Below are 17,575 nucleotides of genomic sequence, written 5' to 3' on the forward strand. Positions count from 1 at the left end.
AAAAAAATGGCATCAGGAACGTTAAATAAAGTAATGCTTATTGGGCATACGGGAGATGAAGTAAAAATGCATTATTTTGAAGGTGGCGGTTGTATAGGTCGCTTTCCTTTAGCTACTAATGAAGATTATGTAAATAAAACTACTGGTGAGCGTGTGAGCAATACCGAGTGGCATAATATTGTAGTGCGTAATAAAGCGGCAGAAGTTTGTGAAAAATACCTGAGTAAAGGTGATAAGGTTTATATTGAAGGTAGAATAAGAACTAGAAAATGGACCGATGACAAAGGTATGGATCGTTATTCTACAGAGGTTCAATGCTTAGAGTTCACATTTTTAACTCCTAAAGAGCAAAGCCAAGGCGCAGGAGCTCAGCCGCAAGGCCAGATGAATTCAGCAAGACCACAGCAGGCGCATCAAGCTCCAAGTTCGGCAGCTGTAAATCCACCCCAGATGGATGAAGAGGAAGAAGATGATCTTCCATTTTAAGTTAAACTAAATCTAAAAATTTGGACCCTGACCCTTCCAGTTTATTTATCTATTTTTCTGTAATTGATTTCTCTCATATTTTTGGAGTAATCATGCTTATGTTGCTTTTGGTCTGTTCGGCTATGATCTCTGGTTCAGAGGTTGCGTTATTTTCGTTAACACCTTCAGACTTTGATGTAAAAGACGGTAATGTCTCTGCAAAACAGCAAATTTTAATACGCTTGTTAGACCGCCCTAAAAAGTTATTAGCAACCATTTTAGTGGCTAATAACTTTGTGAATATTGCCGTAGTGTTACTGTTTGAGTCGCTTAGTGATATTTGGTTTAAAAATATTAATTCTTCTATAGATTTATATTATTTTCAGTTAGATGTAGTCTTTTTTCTAAAAGTAATTGTTGTTACCTTTCTTATTTTGCTGTTTGGAGAAATTCTTCCTAAAATATACGCCAATAGAAATAAAGTGATTTTTTCTAATTTTATGGCTTATCCTTTATCTATGCTTGATAAATTATTAAGTGTATTTAGTATTCCTATGCGTCAAGTAACGATGTTAATTCATAATAGATTAGGTAAACAGCGTTCTGCTTTAAGTATAGATCAACTTTCTCAGGCTTTAGAGCTAACTTCTGAAGAAGATACTACAAAAGAAGAACAAAAGATTTTAAAAGGAATTGTCTCTTTTGGAAATACTGAAACCAAACAGGTAATGAAGCCTAGAATAGATGTTTTTGCCTTAAACATTGAGCAAGATTTTAAAGAGGTAATTGCTGAAGTGACAGAAAACGGGTATTCTAGAATTCCTGTTTATCAGGAGAATATAGATAATGTGAAAGGTATTCTGTATGTTAAAGACCTATTGCCATATATTGATACGAAAAAGTTTGAATGGCAAAGTTTGTTGAGAGAACCTTATTTTGTGCCTGAGAATAAGAAACTAGACGATTTGCTAAACGATTTTAAAGATAAGAAAAATCATTTAGCAATTGTGGTTGATGAGTATGGCGGCACTAGCGGACTCATTTCTTTGGAAGATATCATTGAAGAGATTGTTGGAGATATAAGTGATGAGTTTGATGATGAAGATTTAATATTTTCTAAATTAGACGAATATAATTATGTTTTTGAGGGAAAAACTCCTTTAAAAAATTTTTATAAAGTAATTAAACTAGAAGATCCTGTATATTTTGAAGAGAAAAAAGGAGAGGCAGAAACACTAGCAGGTTTTCTTTTAGAAATATCGGGAGAGTTTCCGCAGAAAAATCAGAAATTAATTTTTGAAAATTATACGTTTACCATCGAGGCTATAGAAAATAAGCGTATTAAACAAGTTAAATTGAATATTGGGTATGAGGCTAATAATAGTTAATGTAATTTTTCTTCTTCTATTAGTAAGCTGTGAAAAAAGTTACCAACCTAAACCTAAAGCTTATTTAGCATTAGAGTATCCAGAAGCTACTTATAAAAAGATTCAGTTGCCCTGCCCTTATACTTTTGAAATTAATAAGCAAGTACAGGTAAAAGCTTCTAAGACTAATAATCCTTGTTGGGTAGATCTAGAATATCCAGATTTAAAAGGTACAATCTTTATCACATACAGGCCTGTCCATAATAATCTACAAGCTCTATTAATGGATGGTCAAAAACTACCTCTACAGCATACTATTAAAGCCGATGAGATTGAAGGAGATACTTATGTAAATGCTAAAAATCATACTTATGGTACATTTTACGAGGTAAAAGGTGATGCCGCTTCTCAGGCTCAATTTTACCTCACAGACAGCGTTCATCATTTTTTAACGGGTTCAATTTATTTTAAAACACAGCCTAATTATGATAGTATTATTCCAGCGGCAGATTATCTTGCAAATGATATTCGGCACATTATGGAAACCGTTAAATGGGCAGATTCTAAAAATTAAAAATCTTAATATTTTGCGTTCCAATAAATAGTTAGACTTTTGCAAAAAAAAGCTAGCTATGGATAATCAAAAACTTAAATGGTTTTATTTGGTGGCGCTTTCTTTAGTTTGGGGAAGCTCGTTTATCTTAATAAAAAAAGGACTTTTAGGTTTAACGCCTTTGCAATTAGGTGCACTGCGTACATTTTTAGCTGGAATATTTTTGCTCTTAATAGGTGCTAAGAGTTTAAGGAAAATAAAAAAACATCAGTGGCGATGGATTGTAGTTTCTGCTTTATTGGGGACTTTCTTTCCTGCATTTTTATTTGCTTTTGCTGAATTGAAAATAAACAGTGCTATCGTATCTATATTAAATTCTACCGTACCTATACTTTCGATTATTTTTGGTTTTTTAATATTTAAAATTAAATCTACTAAAAAGCAAGTTATCGGGGTCGTAATTGGTTTGTTAGGGTCTGTATTGTTAATTGGTAGCGGCGCTAATATAAATAGTTCTCAAGACTTAATTTATGCTTTTCTTCCTTTAGTGGCGACAACTATGTATGCTATTAATGTACACGTAATTAAACGTTACTTGCAAGATGTTCCTGCGCTTAGTATTACAGTAGGCTGTTTTAGTGTTTTAATGATTCCTGCTACGATAGTGCTCTATTTTGCTGATTTTTTCACCTCTGAAAATTTAAATGAAGCTTCCACGCGAACCGCAATTGTTTATATTGCTATTCTCTCTGTGGTAGGTACTGGTATTGCTAAAGTTTTATTTAACAAATTGGTGCAAATTTCAAATCCAGTTTTTTCGACATCAGTAACCTATTTAATTCCTATTGTGGCATTATCTTGGGGGATTTTAGATGGAGAGAAATTCGGATTTTTACAAGTGATTTCGGGTATGGTTATCTTATTTGGTGTTTATATGTCTAACCGAAAAAAGAAAATAAAAAAGCCGACCCTAAAAGAATCGGCTTTATAATAATTATTTTAAAATTAAATTACTCAAAGTCTGCGTCAGACACTCCTTCATTTACTTTAATTTCATTGACTTTCATTTCAACTTCTTGTGGTCCGAAGCTTACTTTCATCACGTGAGGAAATTTAACTCCGTTTACTTCTTGGTAATCTTCTAAACCAGTTGTGTTAGTCATTGTCTGACCTGCTTGGCTAACGGTAGTTGCGGTTTGCACTTTTAAACCAGATTCTGTGTCGTAAAAATCTTTTGTCTTTTCAGAAGATTGTACTACATAAGCATCTTTACCGTTTACTTTTTCTATACCAGTAAGTTTTGCACCTTCAGCAACGGTTAATTCTGGAAATAAACCACCGCTGGCTTTAGCGTCTGCAATTTGCTCTTCGGTATAATCTATTTTTTGTCCTTGTGCTTCAGTATAACCTGTTTTACCGTCGAAAACATTTTTGCTTAACGTCATTCCGTTCATAGAAACTACTTGTGCGCTTTTTCCAGCTTTAGTTTGTTTCATATTAAAAGAAATATTCATTCCTTGAACAGACGCACTACCTGTCATAGCGATGCTATTAATTTTGTTCACGGCTTCATTTCCGCCTACAGCTTTGATGTAAGCGTTATAAACATTATTTACAGTCATGCCTTCTGGCACTTCTTTATTATATTCTGGTTTTTCTACTTTTTCACCTTCTTTGTTAAAGTAAAAAACAGGAATAGTTTTTCCTTTGTAAGTAATGTTCTCGAGATTTTCTGCTACTTCACTTCCTTTACCAGCAACAACAATTTGCATTGCGTCTGTTTTAAAATATTTATTAGCTACTCTTAAAATATCTTCTTGAGTAACTGCATTAATTCTTTTTAAGAATGTTTCGTAGAAATCTTTAGGAAGATCGTTGGTTTCAATGTTCAAAGCATAGTTAGCGATAGTTGAAGGGTTTTCTAATTTTAAAACGAAATCTCCTGCAAATTTGTTTTTAGCGTTGTTTAAATCTTCAAAATCAACTTTTTCAGTTTTGATTCGGTTAATCTCTTTTAAGGTTTCAACAATAGCACTATCGGTTACTGCGTTTCTTACGCTTGCACTAGCTGTAAATTTACTTACATATTTATCTGTTCCTGTGTAAGAACGAGCTCCGTAAGTATAACCATGTTCTTCACGTAGATTCATATTTAAATAACTCCCGAAGCTACCACCTAATATTTGGTTGGCAACTAAAATTGGGAAGTAATCGTCATCTGACATTTTAAGATCTACAGTGTTTTGTACACGTAATTCACTTTGCACGGCACTTGGCACATCTATAAAGTTAACTTGTGTATACTGTACTTTTGGTACTGCAGGTAAAGCTGCAGAAGGAGGAGTGCTTTCTTTCCAATTACCTAAATATTTTTTAGTCAATTTTTTTACATCAGAATCATTAACATCACCTACGACAACTAAATAAGCGTTTTTAGGTGAAATAAAATTATTGTAGTAAGCCTTAACATCGTTTAAGGTTACTTTATTTACAGTTTCTTCTGTTTCAAACTCTCCGTAGGGATGATTTTTACCATAGGCTAATTCATCACTTACGTTGCCAACTATATATGAAGCACTTTTTTCTCCGGCTTTAAGTCCTTCGATGATTCTGTCTTTCTGATCTTTAAATTCATCCTCACTAAAGTTTGGATTTAAAAGACCGTCTGCCATTAGTTCTAAAACTTCTGGGAAGAACTTAGAAAGTGAGCTTGCATAAGCACTTTCTGTTCCGAAGCCTACATTGGCACCTAAGAAATCTATTTTTTCATTGTATTCATCTTTACTCATCGACTGGGTTCCGTTGCCCATCATCGCGCTGTAAAGAGATTTTACGCCTAATTTTTTACCTTCAGCATGAGGCATGTTATCTATCATCAGGCTTGCTCTTACTCTTGGGAGTTTATGATTTTCAACGACCATTACTTGTAAGCCGTTTTTTAACTTAAACATTCTTGGTTTCCCTAAATTAATTTTAGGTGCTGGCCCAGCTTCTGGTTGTTTAGATCTGTCTACCTGTGCTTGAGCACCAATAACCATGAAGCACATGATAAAAATTGATAATATTTTAATTTTCATTTTTAAAGCTTTTTACTGTTATTATTTAGATTCTGGTGTTGGTAAATAATCTAAATTTAAACGTTGATTCTTTTTAAGATATTTATTAGCTACTTCTTTAATGTCTTCTCGAGTTATATTTCTATAAATTTCGATTTCATCATTAATTAAATCTGTATTTCCATAAAGTGTATGGTAAGTAGCAAGAGAAGAAGCAATCCCTTCAACACTGCTGTTAGAATTTACAAATCTGTTTTCAAATTTGTTTTGTAGTTTTTGGTATTCTTTTTCAGAAATTAATGTTGTTTGTAACTTTTTAATCTCTTCATCCATAGATTCTCCTAATTGAGCTAATGGAGTTTCTCCCATTGCTAAGGCTCCCATTACATAAGTGCCATAATCTTCTTGAGATCTTGGGAAGGCAAGAACTTGAAGTGCTTCTTTGTCTTCATCTACCATTTTTTTATACATACGTGAGCTTTTTCCGTCTGTTAAGATGGAAGAAATCATATCTAAAACATAGGCGTCTCTTTCTTTCATAGAGGGCGTTCTATATACATAAAGCTTCGCAGGAATTTGAATGTTGTTATCGTATTCTTTCGCTATAATTTCTTCTGTAATAGGACTTTCTTTAATATTTACACGTTCAACTTCTGGTTTTGAAGGAATGGTAGAAAAATAGTTTTTAATCCATTTTTTAGTTTGGTCTACTTCAATATCTCCAGTTACCACTAGTGTTGCATTATTAGGTCCATAGTATTTATCGAAAAACGATTTAAACTCCTCTAATTGAGCGGCATCTAAATCTTCCATTGTTCCGATAACCGAATTTTTATAAGGGTGTTTATCAAACATATATGGGCTTATGCCTGTACTGTATATAATTTTTCCGTAAGGAGCATTATCGATACGTGTTCTTTTTTCTTCTTTCACGACTTCGTTTTGCGTATCTACTCCAATTTTATTAATTACTGGGTGTACCATACGTTCAGATTCCATCCATAAACCTAATTCTAGATTATTAGACGGGAAAGTTTCATAATAATAGGTACGATCTTGAGTTGTGTTTGCATTATTACTACCACCATTGGCGGCAACGATATTAAACCATTCTCCTCGTGCTATGTTTTCTGTACCTTCAAATAAAAGATGTTCAAAGAAGTGAGCAAATCCTGTTCTTCCCGCTTCTTCATCTTTAGCCCCAACGTGATACATTACACCAACAGTTACTACTGGAGCAGTATTGTCTTGATGCAAAATAACATCTAGGCCATTATCTAATTCATACTCTGTAAATTCTACTTCTTGAGAAAATCCCAAGTAGCCAGAAAGAAGAGTGAAAGCAGCTAAGCTAATTTTTTTTATCATTTTTAATTAGATTTTAGTGATTGTTCTATGTGTTTGACATCAAAAGTAAAGATTTGTTACATTATATAAATAAAAATATTTATAAATTATAAAATTAACAACTTGTTATTATGAATTTTAATTCCTTTTACAGAAATTTATTGTTGAAAAATTAAAAAATTATGAAAATGAAATCAATTTCAGTAAAATATGGCTTAGGCATTGGAGTTTTGTTAATTATTGTTTTTCTCATACTTTCAATATTTAATTTACATTTAAAACCATTCTATAGTGCGATAAATATTGCTGTTATGGGAATAGGTCTTTATTTAGCGATAAGGGTTTGTAAAAATGAATTTCAAAAAGATCAATTAAAATCGTTTACTTACCAAAAAGGATTTAGTGTTGGAGTAGTCACCGGTTTTATTTCAACTATTATTTTTAGTGTATTTTTTGCGATTTATGCCAGTAATATAGAGCCTGGTTTTATAGATAAAATGCTGGTGAATTGGAATGCTGGCTATGAAGTAGGTGTAGGGACAACCAGTTTTATTGTATTTTTAATGGGATTGGCAACTACAGTAGTGTTAAGTTTGTCATTAATGCAAATTATGAAAGACACCTGGAACACCTCTCAAGGAAGAAAGTATACTGTTTCTGATCATGGTAGAGATACTAAATACTAGTTTTATTTAGCTCTAACATTTGTATTTTAATTATTTAGAAGTATATTTGCAAACATTTTTTAATAATTAATTTATAAACGTTACGCTATGTACGCAATTGTAGAGATAGCAGGGCAGCAATTTAAAGTTGCAAAAGACCAAAAGGTTTTTGTTAACCGTTTAGCAGGAGAAGAAGGAGATAGCATCTCTTTTGATAAAGTTCTTCTTACTAGTGAAGGTGATGACATTACTTTAGGCGCCCCGGCTATAAAAGGAGCTCTTGTTGGAGCAAAAATTTCACGTCACCTTAAAGGAGATAAAGTTATTGTCTTCAAAAAGAAAAGACGTAAAGGTTACCGCAAGAAAAACGGTCACCGTCAATCTTTAACAGAAATAGTTATTGGTGATATTACTTTAGAAGGAGGAAAAAAATCTACTTCAGCTAAAAAAGAAGCGCCAAAATCTGAAGCCAAATCAGAATCTTCTGATGATTTAAGCAAGCATACTGTTGCTGAACTTAGAGAAATGGCTAAAGAAAAAGGAGTTGAAGGTTATTCTTCAATGAAAAAAGCGGAATTAGTTGAAGCTTTAAGTAAATAATATTAATCTACTAAAAACCTAAAATAAGATGGCACATAAGAAAGGAGTTGGTAGTTCTAAGAATGGTAGAGAATCAGAATCAAAACGATTAGGAGTTAAGATTTTTGGTGGTCAAGCTGCTATTGCTGGAAATATCATCGTAAGACAAAGAGGTACTGCACACAATCCAGGTGAAAATGTTTATGCAGGAAAAGATCATACTTTGCACGCCAAAGTAGATGGTCTTGTAAAATTCACTAAGAAAAAAGATAATAAATCTTATGTATCTATCGAGCCTTTCGAAGCTTAAGATACTTTTTTAGTCCTATAAAAAAAGCTGTAATCATTATTTGATTGCAGCTTTTTTTATAGCTAAAATCTATTTAACAAGTTTTAAACATTTTAGCTAGAAAGTATTTGTTACATTTAAAAACTAATCAAATATATTTTAATTATGAAAAAATTTCTAATTTGTTCAACATTATCGCTTAGTTTATTGTGTTCAAGCTGTTTAGGTTCTTTTAGTGCTTTTAATAACTTAAAAGACTGGAACATGGGGGTGAGTGATAGTAAATTTGTGAATAACTTATTATTTTGGGGACTAAATATTGTACCTGTTTATGGACTTTTCTTCTTAGGAGATACCATTATTTTTAATGTAATTGAATTTTGGTCTGGTTCTAATCCAATTGCAATGTCTGAAGGTGAAGTTGAAACTCAAATCATCGAGCATGAAGGTAATCAAGTAAGGTTAACTGCAACTAAGAATAAAATGAATATTGAAGTTCTTGACGGACCTAAACAAGGTAAAAAAGTAGATTTAGTTTATAACCCTTCTGAAAAATCTTGGACAGCTATTAAAGAAAATGGAGAAGAAATTAAACTATCTTCATTTAAAGATGGAATGTATATTGTTCACTTGCCAAACAAAGATGTGCAAGTAGACCCTACAACTTCTAGAGAAACTGGTTTAGCTATGTTAGAAAGTCATATGTATGCTAATGAATGTGAAGCGCTTGCAGCTGTTAAGTAATTCATATTTATCAATAAAAAAAGCGTTTGAAGTTTTCAAACGCTTTTTTTATGACGATAATCTATCAAGATGTTTTTTATTCAGGAAGATCAGTCAGCGTTTTCATAAAAGCAACTAAAGCTTGTTGCTCTTTTTCTGAAAGGTCTAAGTTATCAAACGGAAGAGTCTGATGAGGTAAGTTAAAACCTAATCCTGCGCCGCCACCTTTGTTGTAAAAATTAATAACTTCTTCTAAACTTTCATAAACTCCGTTATGCATGTACGGGGCTGTAAAAGCAACATTTCGGACCGTGGGAGTTTTAAACATTCCTTTCTGTATAGGTTCTTTATACATAAAATAGAAACCTGTGTCGTTATCGAGCTTTTTATTTGATGCAGTTTCTGGCACTCCAATAACTTCTTTTTCTGTTTCAGAGAAAAAAGGAGGTACTGTTCCGCTAGTTAAGGGCATAAAATGACACGTTGCGCATAAAGCTTTCCCCATAAATAAATTCATACCTAATTGCTCTTGTGGCGTGAAATTTTTTTCTTCTCCTCTTATGTTTTTGTCAAATTTAGAGCTAAATCCGTTAAGGGTAGAAATGTATGCAGAAAGTGCTTTAATGGTTTCTGTATTTGTCCATTTCACTTTCTTGCCAAAAGCTTTTTCGAAGTCTTTAATGTAGCTAGAATCTTTAGCTATTTTGTCTGAAAATTCATGTACAGAACTATTAAATTCTTCCTTATTAGTAAAAACTCCTGAAATTTGAGCCAGTAAACTCCCCGCTCTGCCATCCCAAAAAAAGCCTTTTTGAAAAATAGAATTAATTAAGGTTGGAGAGTTGCGTTTTAAAGGGTTTCCTATATTATTAACATTGGCAACTAAACCATCTGCATAGCCCATTGACGGTTGATGACAGGTTACACAAGCCATGTTTGCTGAATGCGATAAATTCTTATCAAAGAAAAGTCGCTTTCCTAATGTTATCTTTGCTTGTGACGGAGCTTTATTTGTTGCTTTACGAAAGTAATCTACATTAAATGATTTGTCTTCAAAAAAAGTAGGCGCGTCAAAATTAAAAGGCTTGTTGTTTACGGGTTCCCAAATTGCTGAAGTTTTTCTAATGTCAACCCAACTACGCATAACAGGATTAAAATAATCTCTTAGAAATGTATATCGATCGAAGCTGTTAAAATCTGGATTTTTACCTATAAAACCTATTGCATGACTTATTTGTTGCTGAAACTTTTCATCAAGTTTAGGTTCTTTAATCTTTATGGTTTTTTGAATACTTAGCTTATAGACGGTAAGTAAATTTTTTAAGGATGCTTTTGTTTCTTTAAGGCCTAAACCGCTTACTGGGGTGTCAAAACCAGTAATTCCAAAACTTACGATTCTCATGAGTTGCTGATGAGTGGCAATAAAAAAACGTTGAGCATTTAGTTCTCTTTTTTCGATGGCATCGTGTAAGACTTGCATAAGACCACGCGTTAATTCTATTTCGCGTTTAAAATCATTTTCAGAAACACCGCCTTCATAAATTGATTCTTCAATTTTTTGAAGCCCTATGGGTAAAAGTACGCGTTGGGTATCTTCTGTTAGCCTAGGTAAAGCTGGACCATTTGCTTGATGACCTACTTCTGGTTTTAAGTATGATGCGTAAGGTTCTGCTTCTTTAAATGCTTCACGAGTTTTTATAAAATAAGCTTTTGCTTTAGCTGATTTTACAGAGGTGTTATTCAAGCTATCTAAATATTTTAGTGTTTTGGTGCTGTTTTCTAGATAATAGTTTTGTGCAGAAGACCAGTTTACTTTTGTTAGTGAAGCTTCGGTCTTTTTGTTTTTCTGTTCATTTTTGCACGCAGCTATTACACTGAAAACAACCATAACTTTAAGTAGTTTGACTTTCAATGGAATTTTCATTATTTGTAAGTTTAATTCTATAGAAAAACCCCCGTTAAAAACGGAGGTTTAATTTATTTTATAAAACGTATTATCTAGGTAAACCTTGTAGTAAAACTATTTGACCGCCTTGGTTGTCTTCGTAAGTTCCATCGGTAAATGTATGTCCGTCTCTACCTTTAAAACTTTCATCTTTCCAATAGTGTGGTTGCAGGTTAAGCATAAATGTACCTGGTACGCCAACTTTTTCTGATATATCTGTTAAAGCTCCGTATTCACCACTTAAGCCTGTGCTACCATTTTCTGCAAGATCTTGTCTTACTACAAATTCGAGTACAGGGTTAACGTTGTTTCCATTCAAATCAGATTGATAAATATATGCCGAATGACCTCTGTCAAAAGAGTTAGGGTCTTCTTGAAAGTAGACAAAGTTTTCTGTCACACAAATGTTATCAGGACTTTGTAATACAGATACATTACCGTCTGCATTATTGCTACTGGTGTTACCACTAACAACTTGTGTTAACTGTCCTTCAAGCGGATTGTTTTCATCTAACTCTAGCTTGTAAACGGTTCCCCAGTCATTATAAGTTCCTCTGCCTGGGCCGCGGCCTGTTACTGCAAAATACACGTTACGGTTGTTAGACGCAGATCCTTTTTGATAATCTACATCTTCTACACGCATAAAAGCTGAAGCTTGAACAGCAACGCATGCATCTTCCATTTCATCTTTAGTGAAATCTTTTCCGTTCGCAATTTCTACAAATTCAACTGCATAAGTTTGTTGAAAATCAAGGTTACTTTCATTGTATATTTCGCCTGTATTTACCGTTGTTTTTCCATTGTTTCCATCAGAAATTTCTTTAAAACGAAGTACATAAATTTTACCGTTTTCTAAATCTGCATCTCCATTTTCTGATAAGTAAAGTGCTACTTGCCCTTCAGAGCCGCTAGAATCATCATCACCGCCAATAATTACGGTTTTTCCTGGATATGCAACTTTGGGTAATGGTACTGCATTTTCCCAAGAAAACTCACCTAAAGCATCTAAGCCAAAATCTGCACCAGGTTCTGGTGTCATATAAGGATCTATACCTTTAACATCGTAATTTATACTTTCTGAAGCAGATAGAAATAAATCTTGAGAACCGCCGTGTATTTCTGCTTCCCACATTGTACCGCTACACTGTCTTGCATAATCTGCAACACTAGAGTTTAATAACCACTCGCCACTAACTGGTGTTAAGTACTTATCAAGCATAATTCTTGAAACCGCATAGGTATCTTCTGCATTAACGATGTACATATAGCCATCACTATTAGGATCTTTTAAAAGTCCTGCTCCATCTTGAGCACCAACTAGTTTGAAATCATTACTGAGTGTGTCTGATGAACTAAGAATAGAATAGGCATTTACATAGTTAAATTGTGGCATCATTGCCACTAGAGGTTCTAAGTTAGACTTATTAGAAAACATTGCTGGTTCTGGTGTAAAATCTTCACCGTCTGAGCCGTTTGCACCATCTGAACCGTTAACTCCATCGGTACCGTCAACTCCGTCTTCTACTTCACAAGAAGTAACAAATGTAGCTGTAGCAGTAAGCAGCATAAAATTTAAAAGCAATCGTTTAAAAGTAATCATGTTTAATAGGTTTTAGTTTTTTTGATTTGTTAAAACTACCTATAAATGTTTCTGCTAGTGTTAATTGTATTTCTAGCTTACGTGAAGAAATCTTTAAGCTAAGTTTAAGTGCGTTAGTTGAATATCATTATTTATAATGGTTATAAAGATAAATGTTAAGGAATATGAAGAAACAAATTTTAAATGCATATTTATGCTAAGTATATGGGCAAATAAGTAAAAAGGCTGTCCAACAGGACAACCTTTTTCATAACTTTATAAGTATTGAACAATTAAGATTCGCAACTACTACAATTTACTAGGTTGTTTACCATTTCTTTAGAAACACTTTGGCTTCTTTGGTAGTAAAGTGTTTTTACTCCTAACTTCCAAGCTTCAATTAATAAGTTATTTACTTCTTTAATTGGTACAGCTGAAGGAATATTAATATTTAAACTTTGTGACTGGTCGATATACTTTTGACGAATAGAAGCTTGTTGGATAATTTCTAACTGACTAATTTCTTTAAAAGTTTTAAATACAGCTTTTTCATGGTCAGTAAGTTCATTAAGTTTCTGAACACTACCATTGTCTAGCATGATGTTTCTCCAAGTATCTTCATTATCAATTCCTTTTTCTTGAAGCAATTGTTTTAAGTATTTGTTCTTTCTAATGAAATTCCCTTTAGAAAGACCAGCCTTATAATAATTACTACTAAAAGGTTCAATTCCTGGAGAAGTTTGTCCTAAAATAGCAGATGATGAGGTGGTAGGAGCAACCGCTAATGTAGTGGTGTTTCTTCTTCCGTAACCCTTTAAAACCTCAGGTTCTCCGTAAATTCTTGCTAATTCTTCTGTAGCTTTGTCTGCTTTAGCGCGAATATGTTTAAAAATTTCTGTGGTTTTTGCTTTTGCTTCCATCCCTTCAAACGGAATGTTCATTTTTTGTAAATATGAGTGCCATCCTAATACTCCTAATCCTAATGCTCTGTGACGTTTTGCAAAACGATTAGCAGAAGATAGGTAATAGTTGTCTTCAGTTTTTTGAATAAATTCTTCTAAAACAGCATCTAAGAAAAAGGTAGCTAATTTAACAGCTTCTGTGTCTTTCCATTCATCATATAACTCTAGATTCATAGAAGATAAACAGCAGATAAAAGATTCTTCTTCAGAAGAAGGAAGCATAATCTCAGAACATAGATTACTGGCATTAATTTGCATGCCTAAATCTTTGTATACTTGAGGTTTATTTCTGTTTACATTGTCTGAAAAGAAAATATATGGTAAACCTTTTTGTTGTCTACTTTCTAATACTTTAGCCCAAACTTTACGTTTATCTGGATCTCCATCAATCATTTCTTGCATCCAGTAATCTGGAACGCAAACGGCATTAAAAAGGTTTTGAATAGGATTACCTATATTCTTTATTTTTAAAAACTCTTCAATATCTGGGTGGTCTATATCTAAATAGGTGGCAAATGCTCCGCGACGAACTCCTCCTTGTGAAATGGTATCCATAGCGGTATCAAAAAGCTTCATAAAACTTACCGCTCCACTACTTTTACCGTTATCTGTAACTGCACTCCCACGTGCTCTTAACCCCCCAAAATAACCAGAAGTACCTCCGCCAATTTTAGTCTGCATAATCACCTCACCAAGCTTATGAGTAATACCTTCTATATTATCTGGAATATGTACGTTAAAACAAGAAATAGGTAAGCCTCTTTCGGTTCCCATATTTGCCCAAATTGGTGAGCTTAAACTCATCCAACCGCGTTCAATCATTTCTTGAAAAGACTCTTTTAATTCTGGTTTGTATAGTCTTTTAGCTGCGGCAGTAGTAATTCTGTCGATCGCGCCTTCTACCGTTTCTCCCTTTAAAAGGTAACCACGGTTTAGTATTTGTTCGCTCTCTTCATTTTTCCACCAAAGTTTCTTTCTTAGGGAATCATTATCGTTTATTAAAGGTAATTCGCTTGTGAACATAGGAGTTGTCAGTTTTTAAAAAATTTAAAATAAGTCTTCGGCAGTAATACTTTTATCGTGTTTGGTGTAATCTACAGGTCGCTTGGCAAAGAAATCATCTAGGCTATTCGCGAAAACTTCTTCTTCAAACCAGCGCATTGGCGCATATTGTTCTGCAGTTATATGGTAAATTTTATCCATCCCAATTTTTTCCATACTATCGTCAATACGGAATTTCATAAAGTTGAGAAGGTCATTTTTCTTTACATTTTCTAATTCGCCATTTTCAAAAATCCAATCTAAAATTTTGCTTTCTACTTCTAAAGAATGTTTAACGGTTTCTTTAATGTGAGTAATAGTAGCTTCATCAAAGAAATCTGGATATTCTTCTTTAATTTTATTAATGATATAGATACCACCATTGGCATGAATTTGTTCGTCTACAGAAGTCCATGCAATTATGTTACTTACATTTTTCATTAATCCTTTAAAACGGGTAAAAGATAAAATAATCGCAAATTGACTAAATAACGAGACGTTCTCAATTAAGATCGAAAACAAGATAAGAGAAACTACATATTTTTTCTCATCTTGAGAATTGGCGTCTTTAAGTGCTTTAGAAAGATAATCTACACGCTCTTTAATTACTGGAACCTCTAATAGGTCTCTAAACTCATCATTATAACCCAGTACTTCTAAAAGACGGGAATACGCTTCAGAATGTCTAAATTCACATTCAGCAAAAGTGCTTCCTAAACCATTAAATTCTGGTTTTGGAAAATGATCGTAAATTTTACCCCAAAACGATTTGACAGCAACTTCAATTTGCGCAATAGCTAATAAACTATTTTTTATTGCGGTTCTTTCGCCAAGATTTAAATGTGAATGAAAATCTTGTGTATCTGCGGTAAAATCTATTTCACTATGTACCCAATAGGTCTTATTGATAGCTTCAGTAAATGTTAAAACTTCTGGATACTCGAACGGTTTGTAGTTAACTCTTTTGTCAAAAATGGCCATAACTTTATGTAGAATTTAGATTATTTTTTATCCCTAAATTGTTAACGTTTTTGTTCTCAGACTACTGCGAAAAATCAATTGAATAAAAACGGGTTCACTAAATTACAGGATGATTATATTTTATTTTCTTAAAAGAAGAAAAAGATTTAAAGAGGTTATTAACAATATGTTAAGTGTTTGTATATCAATTAGTTACGCTTGTGTTTTTAATTTTAATAAACATAAGTTAATATTTGTTTAATATACAATTAATACAATCATTATAATTTTATCAAATTATAAAATTCGAGACTAATGCTTCTGAAGATGAATGTTTATTTTTCTTTTTTTTTTATTCTTATTGTCGGTGTAAATCTTCAAGCCAAAGAACAAATTAATCTAGACGAGAATTCTAGATTTAAAGACTCAACTTTAACTCGTTTAACACAAGAATTAGAGGTTTTAAAAAAAGACGGTGCTTTAAATGTATTAGCAAAAAAGCATCTTCAGTTAGGCGATTTTTTTAAAGAATCTGAAGTTTTTACAGAAGCTATAGCTCAATATACTTCTGCTTTAAAAGTTGCCGAGCAAGATAAAAAGGATTCCCTTCAAATAATATTGAAAAATCGTATAGGTTATATTTATCTATCTCTCAAAAACTATAAGAAGGCAGAAAATTTTTTATTGCAAAGTATAGCGAGTGCGCAGCAATATCAATTTTTTAGGGCTGAAGCTATTGCAGAAGAGATTTTAGGAACTTGTTTTGAAAAAAAAAGAGATTACTTAAAAGCTTTGCAGCATCAGCAGCGAAGTTTAGAATTGTTTGAAGAATTAGAAGATGCCGAAGGCATAGCTATAGTTTACGAAAATATAGGAAGTGTTTATGAAGATTTAAACCAATATGACGATGCGCTGAGTTATTTTTTAAAAGCTAATGACTATTATCAAAATGTAAAAAATGTTCAGCAAGTTAACGTGATTAATAATATAGGTGATGTATATCGTAAAACACAGCGTTACCCCCAAGCTTTAAGTTATACGCAAAAAGCACTTCAATTAGCTGAAAATTTTGAAGATAAGCACCAAATAGGAAGTGCTCATAAAGATTTAGCTAAAACCTATGTTTTGCTAAAAGACCATCAAAAGGCTTATGAACATTTATATGCATATAATCAAATTCAAGAGCGTGAATTTTATACGCAAAATTTTAGGCAATTAAATGTACTCCAAACCCTTTACGAGACAGAAAAGAAGGAAACTCAAATCGAGTTGCTTACCGAACAAAATAAAATAAACGAAGCCAATCAAAATTTAATATTATTGGGCGGAGGAGCAGTTTTGTTTTTTTCTGGACTCTCATTTTTATTTATTAATAGAAAACGAAAAGAAAAATCTAAGCTGCAAGCTTATGAGCAGCTTGTTTTACAAGCAGAGTTAGATAAAAAAGCTATAGAAGAGAAAAAGTTGCAAGATGAAATTAAATTAAAAACGGCTTCACTTTCAAAATACAGTTTAAATATTGCGCAGAAGAATAAGTTACTGTCAGATCTTTCCGCTACCCTAAAAAAGATGAGTAATCGCTCAAAAATGGATACCCAAACTAAAATTAAAGAACTAGCTAAAGAATTAGATTTTGCCCTACAGCAAGAAGATGAATGGGATGAGTTTATGAACTTTTTTGAAGATGTGCATCCGCAATTTTTTAAAGATCTTGCTAAAGTGGCGACATCTAAACTAACCTCTTCAGAATTACGTTTGGCGATGCTACTTCGGTTAAATCTTTCTTCAAAAGAAATTTCTTCAATTTTAAGAGTCACTCCAGATAGTGTTCGAGTAGCGAGGTACCGTTTAAGAAAAAAACTTCCTATAAATTCCAAACAAGAATTGGTACATTTTCTTATGAATTTGTAAAAATTTCACCCTCTCTTTATTAATTGTTAGTGTAATGTAAATAAATCTTAATTGTTGCCTTAAAGTAGCTATACATTTATCTGTTTGTTCATCATTTGTTGCTATCTAAAAGAACTCTTAATCTACTGATAAA

General features: G+C 32.8%; 15 protein-coding genes. 9 read left to right on the forward strand and 6 right to left on the reverse strand.

Features of this window, described 5'->3' with window-relative positions; all coding sequences use genetic code 11:
* Nucleotides 1–6: 6 nt before the first annotated feature.
* The 4 genes from KW502_RS00935 to KW502_RS00950 are packed head-to-tail and all read left to right on the forward strand — an operon-like array spanning nucleotide 7 to nucleotide 3,376.
* A complete protein-coding gene (locus tag KW502_RS00935) occupies nucleotides 7–486 on the forward strand; it encodes a single-stranded DNA-binding protein (RefSeq protein WP_219038648.1) in 480 nt (159 codons plus the stop codon).
* 20 nt (nucleotides 487–506) lie between these two features.
* Nucleotides 507–1,853, forward strand: coding sequence for a gliding motility-associated protein GldE (locus tag KW502_RS00940; RefSeq protein WP_219038649.1), 1,347 nt, complete (start codon nucleotides 507–509; stop codon nucleotides 1,851–1,853).
* Nucleotides 1,834–2,406, forward strand: coding sequence for a gliding motility lipoprotein GldD (gene gldD, locus KW502_RS00945; RefSeq protein ID WP_219038650.1), 573 nt, complete (start codon nucleotides 1,834–1,836; stop codon nucleotides 2,404–2,406). Before KW502_RS00940 ends, gldD begins: the two co-directional genes overlap by 20 nt.
* Before the next feature lie 58 nt (nucleotides 2,407–2,464).
* The gene (locus tag KW502_RS00950; RefSeq protein WP_219038651.1) at nucleotides 2,465–3,376 is read left to right on the forward strand and encodes a DMT family transporter; all 912 of its coding nucleotides are present in this window, start codon (nucleotides 2,465–2,467) and stop codon (nucleotides 3,374–3,376) included.
* Nucleotides 3,377–3,395: 19 nt separating this feature from the next.
* Here KW502_RS00950 and KW502_RS00955 read toward each other — a convergent pair whose 3' ends face one another.
* Entirely contained in the window at nucleotides 3,396–5,462 is a 2,067-nt protein-coding gene (locus KW502_RS00955; protein ID WP_219038652.1) for an insulinase family protein, read from the reverse strand.
* A gap of 21 nt (nucleotides 5,463–5,483) precedes the next feature.
* Nucleotides 5,484–6,809, reverse strand: coding sequence for a M16 family metallopeptidase (locus tag KW502_RS00960; protein WP_219038653.1), 1,326 nt, complete (start codon nucleotides 6,807–6,809; stop codon nucleotides 5,484–5,486).
* Nucleotides 6,810–6,976: 167 nt separating this feature from the next.
* Here KW502_RS00960 and KW502_RS00965 point away from each other — a divergent pair, with 167 nt between their 5' ends.
* The 4 genes from KW502_RS00965 to KW502_RS00980 all read left to right on the forward strand — a co-directional run bounded on the left by KW502_RS00965 (nucleotide 6,977) and on the right by KW502_RS00980 (nucleotide 9,065).
* Entirely contained in the window at nucleotides 6,977–7,474 is a 498-nt protein-coding gene (locus tag KW502_RS00965) for a DUF4199 domain-containing protein (RefSeq protein ID WP_219038654.1), read from the forward strand.
* A gap of 87 nt (nucleotides 7,475–7,561) precedes the next feature.
* Nucleotides 7,562–8,053, forward strand: coding sequence for a 50S ribosomal protein L21 (gene rplU, locus KW502_RS00970; protein ID WP_219038655.1), 492 nt, complete (start codon nucleotides 7,562–7,564; stop codon nucleotides 8,051–8,053).
* Nucleotides 8,054–8,081: 28 nt separating this feature from the next.
* A complete protein-coding gene (gene rpmA, locus KW502_RS00975) occupies nucleotides 8,082–8,342 on the forward strand; it encodes a 50S ribosomal protein L27 (protein ID WP_073148896.1) in 261 nt (86 codons plus the stop codon).
* A 144-nt stretch (nucleotides 8,343–8,486) separates the two neighbouring features.
* A complete protein-coding gene (locus KW502_RS00980) occupies nucleotides 8,487–9,065 on the forward strand; it encodes a DUF3332 domain-containing protein (protein ID WP_219038656.1) in 579 nt (192 codons plus the stop codon).
* Nucleotides 9,066–9,141: 76 nt separating this feature from the next.
* Here KW502_RS00980 and KW502_RS00985 read toward each other — a convergent pair whose 3' ends face one another.
* The 4 genes from KW502_RS00985 to KW502_RS01000 all read right to left on the reverse strand — a co-directional run bounded on the left by KW502_RS00985 (nucleotide 9,142) and on the right by KW502_RS01000 (nucleotide 15,552).
* Nucleotides 9,142–10,968, reverse strand: a complete 1,827-nt coding sequence (locus KW502_RS00985) for a cytochrome-c peroxidase (protein WP_219038657.1) — start codon at nucleotides 10,966–10,968, stop codon at nucleotides 9,142–9,144.
* A 70-nt stretch (nucleotides 10,969–11,038) separates the two neighbouring features.
* Nucleotides 11,039–12,589, reverse strand: coding sequence for a PhoX family protein (locus tag KW502_RS00990; protein WP_255553933.1), 1,551 nt, complete (start codon nucleotides 12,587–12,589; stop codon nucleotides 11,039–11,041).
* Between the two features lie 272 nt (nucleotides 12,590–12,861).
* Nucleotides 12,862–14,553 carry a ribonucleoside-diphosphate reductase subunit alpha gene (locus KW502_RS00995; RefSeq protein WP_219038658.1) on the reverse strand — a complete coding sequence of 564 codons (1,692 nt, stop codon included), beginning with the start codon at nucleotides 14,551–14,553 and terminating at the stop codon, nucleotides 12,862–12,864.
* Between the two features lie 24 nt (nucleotides 14,554–14,577).
* Complete coding sequence (locus KW502_RS01000; RefSeq protein WP_219038659.1) at nucleotides 14,578–15,552, reverse strand: ribonucleotide-diphosphate reductase subunit beta; 975 nt, start codon at nucleotides 15,550–15,552, stop codon at nucleotides 14,578–14,580.
* Nucleotides 15,553–15,846: 294 nt separating this feature from the next.
* Here KW502_RS01000 and KW502_RS01005 point away from each other — a divergent pair, with 294 nt between their 5' ends.
* On the forward strand, nucleotides 15,847–17,442 hold the full coding sequence (locus KW502_RS01005) for a tetratricopeptide repeat protein (protein ID WP_219038660.1): 1,596 nt from the start codon (nucleotides 15,847–15,849) through the stop codon (nucleotides 17,440–17,442).
* The last annotated feature ends 133 nt before the right edge of the window (nucleotides 17,443–17,575 follow it).

It is taken from the genome of Mesonia aestuariivivens (assembly GCF_019311235.1).
GTDB classification, from domain to species: Bacteria; Bacteroidota; Bacteroidia; order Flavobacteriales; family Flavobacteriaceae; genus Mesonia; species Mesonia aestuariivivens.